Source organism: Actinoplanes sp. NPDC051513, from assembly GCF_044454685.1.
GTDB lineage: Bacteria > Actinomycetota > Actinomycetes > Mycobacteriales > Micromonosporaceae > Actinoplanes.
Map to the genome: position 1 here is coordinate 352,571 of NZ_JBITDW010000001.1, position 12,643 is coordinate 365,213.

A 12,643-nucleotide genomic window follows, 5' to 3' on the forward strand; every position below is an offset into this window, starting at 1 on the left:
CAGTCACTGTGCCACCTCCGCGTCGGCGGCGCCCCCTGCGCTCGCCTCCGTGAGCTCGCCCGCGGCCAGCTGGCCGCACGCTCCATCGATCTCCCGGCCCCGGGTGTCGCGGACCGTCGTCGCCACGCCCGCCTCACGCAGGCGGCGCACGAACTCGCGCTCGACCGGTTTCGGACTCGCATCCCACTTGCTGCCCGGTGTGGGGTTGAGCGGGATGAGATTCACATGCGCCAGCTTGCCGTGCAAGAGCCTGCCGAGAAGGTCGGCACGCCAAGGCTGATCGTTCACGTCCCTGATCAGGGCATACTCGATCGAGACCCGACGACCTGTCCGCGCCGCGTAGTCGAACGCGGCATCGAGCACCTCGGCCACCTTCCAACGCTGGTTGACGGGCACTAGCTCATCGCGCAGATCATCATCGGGGGCATGCAGGGACAGCGCAAGGGTCACAGACAGCTCTTCCGCGATCAACCGTCGCATTGCGGGCACGAGACCCACGGTCGAGACGGTTATGTGCCGTTGCGAAAGTCCCAGACCCTCCGGAGCGGGCGCCGTCAGCCGCCGTACGGCCTCGATCACCCGGGGATAGTTGGCCATCGGCTCGCCCATCCCCATGAAAACGACGCGGGACAGCCGCGGCGGTGAGCCGGTGACCGCCCCGCTCGCCGCAACGCCGGCCAAGTACACCACTTGATCGACGATCTCGGCGATGGACAGGTTGCGGGTGAGGCCCTGCTGACCGGTAGCGCAGAAAGGGCAGGCCATACCGCAGCCGGCCTGGCTGGAGATACAGGCGGTCACCCGGTCGGGATAGCCCATCAGCACGCTCTCGACCAGCGCGCCGTCGTGCAGCCGCCACAGCGTCTTGCGGGTGGCGCCGTCGTCGCAGGCCAGCTCGCGCACCGGGGTCAGCAGCGTGGGCAGCAGGTCACCGGTGAGCCGTTCCCGCGAGGCGGCCGGCAGGTCGGTCATCGCATCGATGTCGCGGACCAGGCGGCCGAAGTAGTGCGTGGAGAGCTGCTTGGCGCGGAACGCGGGCTCGCCGAGGGTGGTGACGGCCGCCTTGCGGGCCGCGAGATCGAGGTCGGCGAGGTGGCGCGGGGGCATCGACGGGCGACGCCGGGTGGTGACCGCGTCGGGCTGGTCGGGGCTGGTCGGGATGACCGGAAGAATCGTCATGGCGTATCCAGTCTCCCACGCCGCGCGAGTTGGTCCCTCATAGCTGGTGGGCGATCACAGCGAAGAGGAGGTACGCGGTGGGCACGGCGAACAGGATCGAGTCGAGCCGGTCCATGATGCCGCCGTGGCCGGGCAGCAGGTGGCTCATGTCCTTGAGGCCCAGGTCGCGCTTGAGCATCGACTCGGCCAGGTCGCCGACGACCGCCACCACCGAGAGCACCGCGCCGAACAGCAGGCCCCAGTAGGACGGGATGTCGAGCAGGAAGTAGAGCAACAGGGCGCTGCCGATGGCCGAGGCGCAGATCGAGCCGGCGAAGCCCTCCCAGGTCTTGCCGGGGCTGATCGACGGGGCCATCTTGTGCTTGCCGAGGAAGACGCCGGCCGCGTACCCGCCTGTGTCGGAAAGCACCACGGCGAACAGCGTGCAGAGGATGCGCCAGCGGCCGTCGGTGTCGGCGTCGGGCAGTTGGAGCAGCACCGCGAAGCTGAGCAGGAACGGCACGTAGACCGCGATCATCAGGGTCGACGTGAAGTCGCGGCGCACGGCTTTCGGCCCGTCGGCCAGCCGCCAGAGCAGCGAGGCGACGACCGTCACCGCCAGCCCGACCAGCAGCGAGTCGGGGCCGTCGTGCCAGGCCAGGCCGACCATCAGCAGCGCGCCGCCGAGCAGCGGGATGAGCGGGGGCTGGGCGCCGCTCGCCTTGAGCGCCCGGGTCATCTCCCAGACGCCGGCGCCGGCGGCCACGGCGATCAGGCCGGGGAAGGCGGGCGGCCAGATCAGCAGGGAGGCCAGGACGAGCAGCACCAGGCTGACGCCCACGGCGATGGCGGCCGGGAGGTTGCGGCCGGCGCGGCCACCGTCCCTTTTTCCGTTTTTTCCGGCACGACGCCGCCCGGGCCCACGCTTGGCGGGCTCGGGCTCTCGTTCCGGCTCGGGCATGATGTCCCCCAGGTGCTGCGGACGCGGCGCCGGCACGCTCGTGTCGTCGCCGGAGGTCTGCCCGGCACGCGGTTCGAGGTAGGACATCAGACCTCGAGCAACTCGGCTTCCTTGTGCTTGACGAGCTCGTCGACGACCGCGACGTAACGGTGGGTCACGTCGTCGAGCTCCTTCTCGCCGCGGCGGCCGTCGTCCTCGCCGGTCTCGCCGTCCTTGACGAGCCTGTCGATCTGCTCCTTGGCCTTGCGGCGGACGTTGCGGATGGCCACCCGGCCCTCCTCCGCCTTGGTGCGCGCGACCTTGATCATCTCGCGGCGGCGCTCCTCGGTCATCTGCGGCAGGTGGATCCGCAGCTGGGTGCCCTCGTTGTTGGGGTTGACGCCGAGGTCGGAGTCGCGGATCGCACGCTCGATCGGGCCGAGCTGGCTCGCGTCGTACGGCTTGACGATCACCATGCGCGGCTCGGGGACGCCGACCGAGGCCATCTGCGTCACCGGCGTGGGCGCGCCGTAGTAGTCCACCAGGATCTTGGAGAACATCGCCGGAGTGGCCCGCCCGGTACGGATCGCGGCGAACTCCTCCTTGGCGTGCTCGACCGCGCTCTCCATCTTCTCTTCGGCCTCGAAGAGGGTTTCGTCGATCACCGGCTCTTCTCGCCTCCTTGCTTTGCTCGGTGGTTGTAAAAGCTTCAGGCGGTGATCAGAGTGCCGATCTTCTCGCCGCTGACGGCACGCACGATGGTGTCGTCGCCCTCGGCGCCGAAGACCAGCATCGGAAGCTTGTTCTCCTCGCAGAGGCTGAAGGCCGCCTGGTCGGCGACGCGCAGCCCGCGCTGGAGAATCTCCTGGAAGGTGGCGGTTTCGAGCTTCTGCGCGTTCGGGTCGACGCGCGGGTCGGCGGAGTAGACACCGTCGACGCCGTTCTTGCTCATCAACACGATGTCGGCGTGGATCTCCAACGCGCGCTGGGCGGTGACAGTGTCGGTGGAGAAGTACGGCATGCCGGCGCCGGCGCCGAAGATGACCGCGCGCCCCTTCTCGAGGTGGCGGATCGCGCGCAGCGGGATGTAGGGCTCGGCGACCTGGGCCATCGTGATCGCGGTCTGCACCCGCGTCTCGATGCCTTCCTTCTCGAGGAAGTCCTGCAGGGCGAGACCGTTCATCACCGTGCCGAGCATGCCCATGTAGTCGGCGCGGTTGCGGTCCATGCCGCGCCGCTGCAGCTCGGCGCCGCGGAAGAAGTTGCCGCCGCCGACCACGATGGCGACCTGGATGCCGCGGCGGATGACGGTGGCGATCTGCCGGGCGATGCCCTGAACGACGTCGGGGTCGACACCGACCGCGCCGCCGCCGAACACCTCGCCGGAGAGCTTGAGCACGACCCGACGGGGCCGCGAGGACGGCGCAGTCGGATCGTCAACCGGAACTGCCTGCTCGGTCACCATCGTCACGCGACCCGCCTTCCCTTCATAGCTTCGCAGAGACCTTATGCGACGGGGAGGCCGGGCGCAGAATCGCGTTCCCGACCTCCCATGCCGTGCTCGTCTTACTCTTGGCCGACCTCGAACCGGACGAACCGGGTGATGTTCAGGCCCGCCCCGTCCGCGATCTGCTTCACGGTCTTCTTGTTGTCGACGACGGAGGACTGCTCGAGCAGGACGTAGTCCTTGAAGAAGGAGTTCACCCGGCCCTCAACGATCTTGGGCAGCGCCTTCTCGGGCTTGCCCTCCTCCTTGGCGGTCTCCTCGGCGATGCGACGCTCCGACTCGACGACCTCGGCCGGCACCTCGTCACGGGTGAGGAAGCGCGGGCGCATGGCGGCGATCTGCATGCCGATGCCGCGGGCGTCGGCGTCGCCGGCCTCGTCGGTCTTGCCCTCGTACTGCACCAGGACGCCCACCTGCGGCGGCAGGTCCTGCGCCTTGCGGTGCAGGTACACGGCGACGTTGTCGCCGTCGAGGACGACGAAACGGTTCAGGACGATCTTCTCGCCGATCTTGGCGGAGTACTCCTGGATGGTGTCGGCCACCGACTTGCCGTCGGGCAGCGTCGCCACCGAGAGCGCGGCCGCGTCGGCCGCGTCGTTCTTCGCGCCGAGCTCGACCAGCTGCTGGCCCAGGGCGACGAAGTCGGGGGTCTTGGCGACGAAGTCGGTCTCGCAGTTGAGCTCGAGCAGCGCGCTGCCGTAGTGGCTCACGATGCCGTTGGCGGCGGTGCGCCCGGCCCGCTTGCCGACGTCCTTGGCGCCCTTGATGCGCAGGAACTCGACGGCCTTGTCGAAGTCGCCGTCGGCCTCCTCGAGCGCCTTCTTGCAGTCCATCATGCCGGCACCGGTCAGGTCGCGGAGCTTCTTGACGTCCGCGGCGGTGTAGTTAGCCATGACTCTCTCTCGATTTACTCGGCGGGGACGGCTTACTCGGCGGGGACGGCGGCGGCCGGCGCGGGCTCAGCGGCCGGCGCGGGCTCAGCGGCCGGCGCGGGCTCAGCGGCCGGCGCGGGCTCAGCGGCCGGAGCAGCCTCAGCGGCCGGAGCAGCCTCAGCGGCCGGAGCAGCCTCAGCGGCCGGAGCAGCAGCCTCGGCGGCCGGCGCGGGCGCGGCCTCGGCGGCGGCCTTCTTCTCGGCGCCCTCGTAGAGGTCGCGCTCCCACTCGGGCAGCGGCTCGCCGGCGGCGACGGCGCCCGCCTCGGGCTTCGCGTCGTCGTTGCCCCGGCCACGGCCGGAACGGGCGATCAGACCGTCGGCGACGGCGGTGGCGATGACCCTGGTCAGCAGCTCGGCGGAACGGATCGCGTCGTCGTTGCCCGGGATCGGGAAGTCGACCTCGTCCGGGTCACAGTTGGTGTCGAGCACGGCGATCACCGGGATGCCCAGCTTGCGGGCCTCGTCGACGGCGATGTGCTCCTTCTTGGTGTCGACGACCCAGATCGCCGAGGGCACCTTGGTCATGTCCCGCAGACCGCCGAGGGTCTTGGTGAGCTTGATCTTCTCGCGGGAGAGCTGAAGGGTCTCCTTCTTGGTGTACCCGGCGGCCGTGCCGCTGAGGTCACCCAGGCCCTCGAGCTCCTTCATCCGCTGCAGCCGCTTGTACACGGTCTGGAAGTTGGTGAGCATGCCGCCCAGCCAGCGGTGGTTCACGTACGGCTGGCCGACCCGGGTCGCCTGCTCGGCGATGGCCTCCTGCGCCTGCTTCTTGGTGCCGACGAAGAGGATGTGGCCACCCTCGGCGACGGTGTCCCGCACGTACGCGTAGGCCTTCTCGATGTAGTCGAGCGTCTGGCGAAGGTCGATGATGTAGATGCCATTACGCTCGGTGAAGATGAAGCGCTTCATCTTCGGGTTCCAGCGCCGGGTCTGGTGCCCGAAGTGGACACCGCTCTCCAGCAGCTGACGCATGGTCACGACGGCCATGGTGGGTTGCTCCCTGTTTTTCCCTGGTTGTCACGCCCACCGGCGGTGGGCGTCCTGGCGCCCGGTCGCCGGCCACAGTCGGACCCGATGAAGATCGAGACCAGGGAGGGCCGTCGCTGCCGGTCTCGTTTTAAGGGGACCTGACAGAGGGCACGCGAGGTCGACCGCACGTGGCGGTCGCCGAGTCACAAGCATACGCCAGGTTCTGGCCCTTGTTTTTTGTGGGGTTTACGGCCGTTCCACGCCCTTTAGGCCACGGCGAGGCCGGCCGCCAACAACAAGATCAAACCCGCGGGCAGGTACGCCACGGGCGGGCGTAGCCAGGTCTCGCGGGTGATCGTGCCGCCCCGGGCGATCGTGAACAGGCCGATGCCCGTCAGCGCGAAACCGAGCGTGAGCAGGACGGCGGGGACGATGCCCCGGGCGCTCGGGTCGCCGCTGAAGGTCTGGTCGATCAGCAGCCGGACGACCGGGATCATCAGCACGACCATGACGATCGCCACCACGAACGACGAAACCGGGCGGCGGGACTGGTAGACGCCCTCCGGGGGTCGGGGCGCCCCGACCGGCGGGACCAGGCTCGTCGGTTGCGCGATCGGCTGCGGCGGCGCCTCGGTTGGACGAATTGTCGGATATTCCGGACCGCGCACCGGGATGCGCCCCGAGTCGTACCCGGTGGCATCCACCTCGCCGGGACGGGCGTGGCTGCCCGTCGTCGCGAGCGGGTCGGTCAGGGCGTACGGGTTGGCCGCGGGCACGGCGGACGGGCGCTGCTCCGGCAGGCGGAACGCGCCGCTCGGGCGCTCGTGGATCCCCGAGGTCTCCGGATCGGTCGCGTGGGCGTACTGGCCCTGGCCGGAGTACCAGCTCGGCTCGTCGTCGGCGTAGCGGTGTCCTTCCACGATGTCGCACCGTAAGTGACCACGGTCGCCGATGCCACCGCTGGGCCCATAACACACCCGAACGACTACGGTGCGGTTATCCACAGTTGCGCTCTGTCCACAGGCGGGGCGAATTTCTCGCGCACGGCCCCGCCCCGCGGAGCACGGTTGTCGGCCATGACGACGGAACGACAGGCGGTCGGCGCGTACGGCGAACGCGTCGCGGCCCGGCTCCTGCAGGACAGGGGCCTCGTGATCCTCCACCGCAACTGGCGCTGCCCCGAGGGCGAGATCGACCTCGTCCTGCGCGACGGGAACGAGCTCGTCTTCTGCGAGGTGAAGACCAGGCGCGGCGAGCTCTACGGAACGCCCGCCGAGGCGGTCACCCCCGAGAAGGTGCGCAAGCTGCGACATTTGGCCAACCGATGGCTCGACGAGACCGGGCTGCACGCGCGGACTCTGCGGTTCGACGTGGTCGAGGTGATGCTTCAGCCGCGCGGTGCCGCCCAGGTCGAGCACATCCCGTCGGCCTTCTGATGAGCTACGCACGCGTCCTCTGCGTCGGCCTCGTCGGCGTCGCGGGCCACGTCGTCGAGGTCGAGGCCGACCTCTCTCTCGGCCTGCCCGCCATGCTGATGACCGGCTTGCCCGACACGGCGCTCAACGAGGCCCGCGACCGAGTACGGGCTGCGGTTGTCAACTCGGGCCAGACGTGGCCCAAACGCCGGATCACGGTCAACCTGCTGCCGGCGGCGCTACCGAAACATGGCAGCAGCTTCGATCTTGCGATTGCCACAGCGCTCCTCACCGGGGCAGGCGACCTGCCGATCGGGCCGCTCCAGGGTGTTGCCGTCCTGGGCGAGCTCGGGCTCGACGGCACGGTCCGGCCAGTACGCGGAGTGCTGCCGATGGTGGCCGCCGCGGTCCAGGCCGGGGTGACCCGGGTAGTCGTGCCGCTCGACAACGCCCGCGAGGCGACGGTGGTGCCCGGGGTGTCCGTCCACGCCGTCGACAGCCTGCGCCGCCTGGTCAACTTCGTCCGCGGCGACGACCGCCTGCTCGACCCACCGGCCGCCACCGGCGCGGCGTCCGCTGCCCGCGGCCCCGACATGTCCGACGTCGCAGGTCAGCAATTGGGCCGCTGGGGCCTCGAGGTGGCCGCGGCGGGCGGGCACCATCTGGCGATGTTCGGCCCACCCGGCGCCGGGAAGACGATGCTGGCCGAGCGTCTCCCGTCGATCCTCCCCGAGCTCGACGACGCCGAGGCGCTCGAGGTGAGCGCGTTGCAGTCGATCGCCGGCGTGCTGGCGCCGGGCGGCCAGCTCATCCGCCGGCCGCCGTTCCAGGCCCCGCACCACAGCGCCAGCATGGCGGCCCTGATCGGTGGCGGCAGCGGACTGGCCCGGCCGGGAGCACTCTCGCTCGCGCATTGCGGCGTCCTCTTTCTCGACGAGGTGGCCGAGGTGTCCGGGCCGACGCTTCAGGCGCTCCGCCAGCCGATCGAGACCGGGCGGGTGATCCTCGGCCGGGCTCAGGGGACCATGGAATTTCCGGCTCGGGTCCAGCTGGTCGTCGCGGCCAACCCCTGTCCATGCGCGTCGCCCGCCGGCGATCAGCACTGCATCTGCACGCCGACGATTCGCCGGCGATATCGCGCCAAGCTGTCCGGGCCACTGCTCGACCGCATCGACATCCGGATCACGCTGCACCCGGTACGCGCCGCCCACCTCGTGCCCTCGGACGCTCCGATCGAGCCGTCGGCCGTCGTGGCCGAGCGGGTCCGGCGGGCCCGACAGGCCGCCGCAGGGCGGTGGAAGGGCAACGGGTGGCGGCTGAACGCCGAGGTGCCCGGGTCGCAACTGCGCGGCCAACCGTGGGCGCTGCCATCGGCCGACACGGCTGACCTGCGCGCTTCCCTGGACCGGGGGATGTTGTCGGCGCGGGGATTCGACCGGGTTCTGCGGCTGGCCTGGACGTTGGCCGACCTCGACGGCCGCGACCGCCCTGGCAAGGCGGAGATCGACGAGGCGATCCAGCTGCGGATGGGAGAGTCCCATGAGTACGCCGGATAGCCCACCCCCGTCTGCCGGCGCTGCCTCGGACGCTCCGGGCAGTGACGAGGACCGGGCAGCGCGGGTGGCGCTGACCTGGCTCGTCGAGCCGGGACACCGGCTGGTCTGGTCGCTGGTGCAGTCCTATGGCGCGCCCGCGACGCTCGAACTGCTGTTGCGTGGCGATTCCCCCGACGCGGCGCTGCAGACCGCCGTCCTGGCCAAGCGGGACAGGATCGACCCGCGGCGGTTTGCCGAGACGACGCTGCACCGTGCCGAGCGGCTGGGCGCGCGGATCGTCGTGCCCTCCGACGACGAGTGGCCGGCCCGAGTCGAGTCGCTCGCCACCCTGGAGCTGGGTGTGCCCGGCCGCATCAACATCGATGTGCGGCCACCGCTGTGCCTCTGGACGCGCGGCGCGCTGCCGTTGGGCGAGACGCTCGACCGGTCGGTCGCGGTGGTGGGCGCCCGCGCGGCGACCGGGTATGGCATCCACGTGACCGGCGACCTGGCGCACGGTCTGGCCGAGAACGGCTGGGCGGTGGTCTCCGGTGGCGCGTTCGGCATCGACTCCGCCGCCCACCGGGCCGCGCTCGGCGCGGGCGGGCGCACGGTCGCGGTGCTGGCCTGCGGGGTCGACCGGCCCTATCCGGCCGGCAACACCGCCATGTTCGAACAGATCGCCGACGTCGGCCTGCTGATCAGCGAGTGGCCGCCCGGCTCGGAGCCGCTGCGGCACCGGTTCCTGGTGCGTAACCGGGTGATCGCCGCCGCGACGGCCGGCACGGTCGTGGTCGAGGCGGCCGCGCGGAGTGGAGCGGCGCAGACGATGAGCCGGGTGCTGGCGCTGGGCCGGGCCGCCATGGTGGTGCCCGGCCCGGTCACCTCGGCCATGTCGGTGGGCTGCCACGAACTGCTCCGCGAGCACCCCGACGCGATACTGGTCACGAGCGTGCCGCATGTGCTGGAGGCGGTCGGCCGGATCGGCGAGTACCTCACCCCGCCGGCGCGGGGTCCCGAGCACCGGCGCGACTCGCTCGACGAGGAGTCCGTGCTGGTGCTCGAGGCGCTGCCGGCGCGCGGCACAATCCCGACGGAGGAGCTGGCGGCCCGGGCCGGCCTGACGGTGCGCACGGTGCTACGCCGGCTGTCCCTGCTGGAACTGGCCGGTCTGGTGGTGCGCCGCGACGGCGAGATAGCCCTGTCCCGCGGGTCCGGGGCGGCGCCGTGAGCCCCCACGGCTCACGAGCGCCACCGTCGATCAGTCCTCGGAGTCGTCCAGGTTGTGCCGGTGGACCTTCATCCACGCCTCGACGTCGTCGGCGAGCCACACCTTGCCCTGCGCCAGATCGGCGACCGGCTTGGGGAAGTCGGCCCGACTGGTGATCTGGTACGCACGCTGCCGGCTGACCCCACCCAATCGGATTCGGATCTCGTGCGCGCCCATGAGCCGGATCGGTTTCACTGCCACGTGATCGACCGTAGGCGTGAGACTATTAGTCAATCGCCAACTTGATAGGAGACAGCTAGTCTCATGACATCTATACTGCCTCCATGACTAGGCGTCGCCAGACACCCCAGCCGGTCCCCGTGACCCCCACGCACAGGCGCGATTGGCGCGCCCTCTGGCGGCGCTGTTCCTGCGGCCTGACCTGCCCCTGCGTCGATCGGGTGGTTCCCGCGAAGCCCCGGCCTTTCCCGCCCAGCACTGCCACAACCTTCCTGTCGCCCACCTCCAGGGAGGACAGACGCCCCATCCCACCGGCGCTGGTCGACTACCTCGCAACGGTCCCGTTCCTCATCCCGGGCGGCTTCACCGCCCTGCGCCCGATCCCGTCCCCGCGACGGCCGTCCCCGCCACCAACTCTGCCGGCCTGGGCCGCCCGGCGTTCCCGGCGGATCTGGCCTCCTCAACCCACTCCCCACCCCAAACCACATCCCGGCGCCCCCGCTGCTCATCCCAGCGATCCCGGCGCCAAGGGCGGCCCCGGCGAGAGCCCGTGCCCCGGATCCCGAACCGGGGCCGCCCCCATAAATCCTCCCCGCCCCACCCCTCCACACCCACCCGCACCCTCAGCCCACGCCACGGCGCAAGCCGTCGCCCCAGCCGAAGCGCGCACCACCGATGCTGGCCGAAGACATCGAACCAGCAGCGTCGCAATGTGCTCCCCGGCCAAGGACGCCGGCGGGCGCAAGGGCGTTGCCATCAACACTGAAGCCGGTGAGCGCGCCGGCCGAGCCAGTGCCCTGGGGTCGCGCACTGGTCCGGACGGGGGTCGGCGCGGTCGCCCTCCGGCATTCGGCGGCCGACCGGCCATGGCCTGTCACCACATCAACCTGAGCCGCCGGTGAAGCGCAATCCCGCGCGGCCACCCATACCCCGCCAGCGCACGCGCAACAACGAACCTCCAGCTCAGCCCGAAGCCGGCGGGCGATTGGGGACACCGATGACCACGACGACCACCCGGACCGAACACCTGCACGACCGCCCCGCCTGGGACTGCCGTATCTGCAAACAGCCGTGGCCCTGCGCCAACGCCAGAAACACCCTGCTGGACGAGTTCCGCAGCTTCCCCTCGGTCCTGACCATCTACCTGTCCACCAAAATGTACGACGCCATGGGCGACCTGGGCCCCGACGTCGACTCCTCCCCCGACTTCTACGAGCGATTCCTCTCCTGGGCAAACACCGACTACTGACACCGCCCATCGACCCTCGCCCCAGGTCACACCCCGCCCGGCCCGGCCACAACGCCACACCAACGTGGCACCGCGACACCAGGCACCGCGAACCGGCCACCGCAGCGCCACACCAGCTCAGCGCGACACAGCACCAAGGCACGGCCCCAACCAGCCAGCTCAGCGCCACGCCAGCTCAGCGCGACACAGCACCAAGGCCCGGCCCCAACCAGCCAGCTCAGCGCCACGCCGGCACCGCGCCAAGCCTCAGCGCGCCAAGCCTCAGCGCGGCACGCCCTATCGCAGCACCGCGCCACCGCGGCAAGCCCACACCGGACTGTGTCCTTGACCTTGACCGCCGGGCCCGCTATTTCACTCAGACTTCGTCGCCTGGCACGGCGACGCGGGCCGCGCGACGGACTCGCTGTTGTCCAATTCGGCTGGTGGCGTTGCACTCTCCATGCGCGAGCTGGGCTTGACCCGCACCCCCGCCTAGACACTGGACTCTCAGGCGCGCTTAACCCGGCAGGCCAGCCGTCTCTCGTCCAGGAACATCCGGACCAGAGCTTCGGCGACGATCTGTGGCCGACCGTCGGTCACTAACCGCCTCAGGCGTGTGCGATGAGTTACGGCAGGACCATCAGCAGCGAGTTACGACGCCTGGTCCTTCGACACGGTGAGTTGTCGGATTGGGCTGGCTCCAACTCTCGTTGCGCCGCCCGGGTTGGAGCGCCTCGAGGTGGTCACCGCAGGTCTCCCGACTGCGGTGGAACGGGCGACGATCGGACCGCGCACCAGGCGCTTTCGCGACCCTACGAGCGATCGACAACCGCCGCCCGCCCTGCCGCCCGATCAAGTCTCGGCCTTCTCAGTGCGGCAGATGTATCATATCTACATGGGGTCATACGTACAACACAATGGAGCATCGTGGCCACGTAAAGTTACTGGCATGATCGATCCTTCAGCGGACCGCGCGGTGTTCCGCCAACTGGCCGACCTGCTCCGCAACCAGATCGAATCGGGGGAGCTGGGTCCCGGCGAGCCACTGCCCAGCGAGCTGCGCCTCGCGCAGGAATACGGCATCAGCCGCACCACCGTGCGCCAGGCCATCGGCCAGCTGCGCACCGAGGGCCTGGTCACGGTCGACCGGCCACGAGGGACATTCGTCCGAGTGCCCGAACCGACCGAGCTCGTGCCGCTGGCCCGCGGCGAACGCGCCGGCGCCCGCATGCCCACCGACGCCGAACGACGGAAGTACCGCCTGGGCGAGGGAGTGCCCGTTCTGGTTGTGACCGCCGCGGACGGCACCGAGACGGTCCACCCGGCCGATCGGGTGCAGCTCACCCGCCCGTAGCCGCCAGCCGATCGGGTGCAGCTCACCCGCCCGTAGCCGCCAGCCGATCGGGTGCAGCTCAGCCGCCCGTAGCCGCCAGCCGATCGGGTGCAGCTCAGCCGCCCGTAGCCGCCGGCCGAATCGCTTGTGATCGGCGTGTGGAGAGCGCCGACT

13 protein-coding genes are annotated in these 12,643 nt (G+C 70.4%); 5 read left to right on the top strand and 8 right to left on the bottom strand.

Features of this window, described 5'->3' with window-relative positions; genetic code table 11:
* Positions 1–3 precede the first annotated feature (3 nt).
* From rlmN to ACIA5D_RS01700, 7 genes are all read right to left on the bottom strand, one after another.
* Positions 4–1,179: a 23S rRNA (adenine(2503)-C(2))-methyltransferase RlmN gene (rlmN, locus tag ACIA5D_RS01670; protein WP_396027887.1), complete on the bottom strand. Its 1,176-nt coding sequence runs from the start codon at positions 1,177–1,179 to the stop codon at positions 4–6.
* Between the two features lie 37 nt (positions 1,180–1,216).
* Positions 1,217–2,206 carry a phosphatidate cytidylyltransferase gene (locus tag ACIA5D_RS01675; protein WP_396027888.1) on the bottom strand — a complete coding sequence of 330 codons (990 nt, stop codon included), beginning with the start codon at positions 2,204–2,206 and terminating at the stop codon, positions 1,217–1,219.
* Positions 2,206–2,763: a ribosome recycling factor gene (frr, locus tag ACIA5D_RS01680; RefSeq protein WP_396027889.1), complete on the bottom strand. Its 558-nt coding sequence runs from the start codon at positions 2,761–2,763 to the stop codon at positions 2,206–2,208. The genes ACIA5D_RS01675 and frr overlap by 1 nt, the downstream gene beginning before the upstream one ends.
* A gap of 44 nt (positions 2,764–2,807) precedes the next feature.
* Complete coding sequence (gene pyrH / locus ACIA5D_RS01685) at positions 2,808–3,563, bottom strand: UMP kinase (RefSeq protein ID WP_396028569.1); 756 nt, start codon at positions 3,561–3,563, stop codon at positions 2,808–2,810.
* Between the two features lie 101 nt (positions 3,564–3,664).
* A complete protein-coding gene (tsf, locus tag ACIA5D_RS01690) occupies positions 3,665–4,498 on the bottom strand; it encodes a translation elongation factor Ts (protein WP_396027890.1) in 834 nt (277 codons plus the stop codon).
* A 32-nt stretch (positions 4,499–4,530) separates the two neighbouring features.
* Entirely contained in the window at positions 4,531–5,526 is a 996-nt protein-coding gene (rpsB, locus tag ACIA5D_RS01695) for a 30S ribosomal protein S2 (RefSeq protein ID WP_396027891.1), read from the bottom strand.
* A gap of 248 nt (positions 5,527–5,774) precedes the next feature.
* Positions 5,775–6,428, bottom strand: a complete 654-nt coding sequence (locus tag ACIA5D_RS01700) for a hypothetical protein (RefSeq protein WP_396027892.1) — start codon at positions 6,426–6,428, stop codon at positions 5,775–5,777.
* 156 nt (positions 6,429–6,584) lie between these two features.
* Between ACIA5D_RS01700 and ACIA5D_RS01705 the strand changes: the two genes are divergently transcribed.
* The 3 genes from ACIA5D_RS01705 to dprA are packed head-to-tail and all read left to right on the top strand — an operon-like array spanning position 6,585 to position 9,689.
* Positions 6,585–6,944, top strand: a complete 360-nt coding sequence (locus ACIA5D_RS01705) for a YraN family protein (RefSeq protein ID WP_396027893.1) — start codon at positions 6,585–6,587, stop codon at positions 6,942–6,944.
* Positions 6,944–8,479, top strand: a complete 1,536-nt coding sequence (locus ACIA5D_RS01710; protein ID WP_396027894.1) for a YifB family Mg chelatase-like AAA ATPase — start codon at positions 6,944–6,946, stop codon at positions 8,477–8,479. The genes ACIA5D_RS01705 and ACIA5D_RS01710 overlap by 1 nt, the downstream gene beginning before the upstream one ends.
* Positions 8,463–9,689 carry a DNA-processing protein DprA gene (gene dprA, locus ACIA5D_RS01715; protein ID WP_396027895.1) on the top strand — a complete coding sequence of 409 codons (1,227 nt, stop codon included), beginning with the start codon at positions 8,463–8,465 and terminating at the stop codon, positions 9,687–9,689. Before ACIA5D_RS01710 ends, dprA begins: the two co-directional genes overlap by 17 nt.
* 30 nt (positions 9,690–9,719) lie before the next feature.
* Here the strand turns inward: dprA and ACIA5D_RS01720 are convergent, their stop codons facing one another.
* The gene (locus ACIA5D_RS01720) at positions 9,720–9,905 is read right to left on the bottom strand and encodes a DNA-binding protein (protein WP_378968200.1); all 186 of its coding nucleotides are present in this window, start codon (positions 9,903–9,905) and stop codon (positions 9,720–9,722) included.
* A 1,000-nt stretch (positions 9,906–10,905) separates the two neighbouring features.
* On the opposite strand from ACIA5D_RS01720, the gene ACIA5D_RS01725 reads away from it, so the two are divergent.
* A complete protein-coding gene (locus ACIA5D_RS01725; RefSeq protein ID WP_396027896.1) occupies positions 10,906–11,157 on the top strand; it encodes a hypothetical protein in 252 nt (83 codons plus the stop codon).
* Between the two features lie 928 nt (positions 11,158–12,085).
* Complete coding sequence (locus ACIA5D_RS01730) at positions 12,086–12,490, top strand: winged helix-turn-helix domain-containing protein (RefSeq protein ID WP_396027897.1); 405 nt, start codon at positions 12,086–12,088, stop codon at positions 12,488–12,490.
* Positions 12,491–12,643 lie beyond the last annotated feature (153 nt).

Coding starts and splice junctions, on each gene's coding strand:
- rlmN (WP_396027887.1), bottom strand. CDS start 1,179: ATGACGATTCTTCCGGTCATCCCGACCAGCCCCGACCAGCCCGACGCG.
- ACIA5D_RS01675 (WP_396027888.1), bottom strand. CDS start 2,206: ATGTCCTACCTCGAACCGCGTGCCGGGCAGACCTCCGGCGACGACACG.
- pyrH (WP_396028569.1), bottom strand. CDS start 3,563: ATGGTGACCGAGCAGGCAGTTCCGGTTGACGATCCGACTGCGCCGTCC.
- tsf (WP_396027890.1), bottom strand. CDS start 4,498: ATGGCTAACTACACCGCCGCGGACGTCAAGAAGCTCCGCGACCTGACC.
- rpsB (WP_396027891.1), bottom strand. CDS start 5,526: ATGGCCGTCGTGACCATGCGTCAGCTGCTGGAGAGCGGTGTCCACTTC.
- ACIA5D_RS01705 (WP_396027893.1), top strand. CDS start 6,585: ATGACGACGGAACGACAGGCGGTCGGCGCGTACGGCGAACGCGTCGCG.
- ACIA5D_RS01710 (WP_396027894.1), top strand. CDS start 6,944: ATGAGCTACGCACGCGTCCTCTGCGTCGGCCTCGTCGGCGTCGCGGGC.
- dprA (WP_396027895.1), top strand. CDS start 8,463: ATGAGTACGCCGGATAGCCCACCCCCGTCTGCCGGCGCTGCCTCGGAC.
- ACIA5D_RS01720 (WP_378968200.1), bottom strand. CDS start 9,905: ATGGGCGCGCACGAGATCCGAATCCGATTGGGTGGGGTCAGCCGGCAG.
- ACIA5D_RS01725 (WP_396027896.1), top strand. CDS start 10,906: ATGACCACGACGACCACCCGGACCGAACACCTGCACGACCGCCCCGCC.
- ACIA5D_RS01730 (WP_396027897.1), top strand. CDS start 12,086: ATGATCGATCCTTCAGCGGACCGCGCGGTGTTCCGCCAACTGGCCGAC.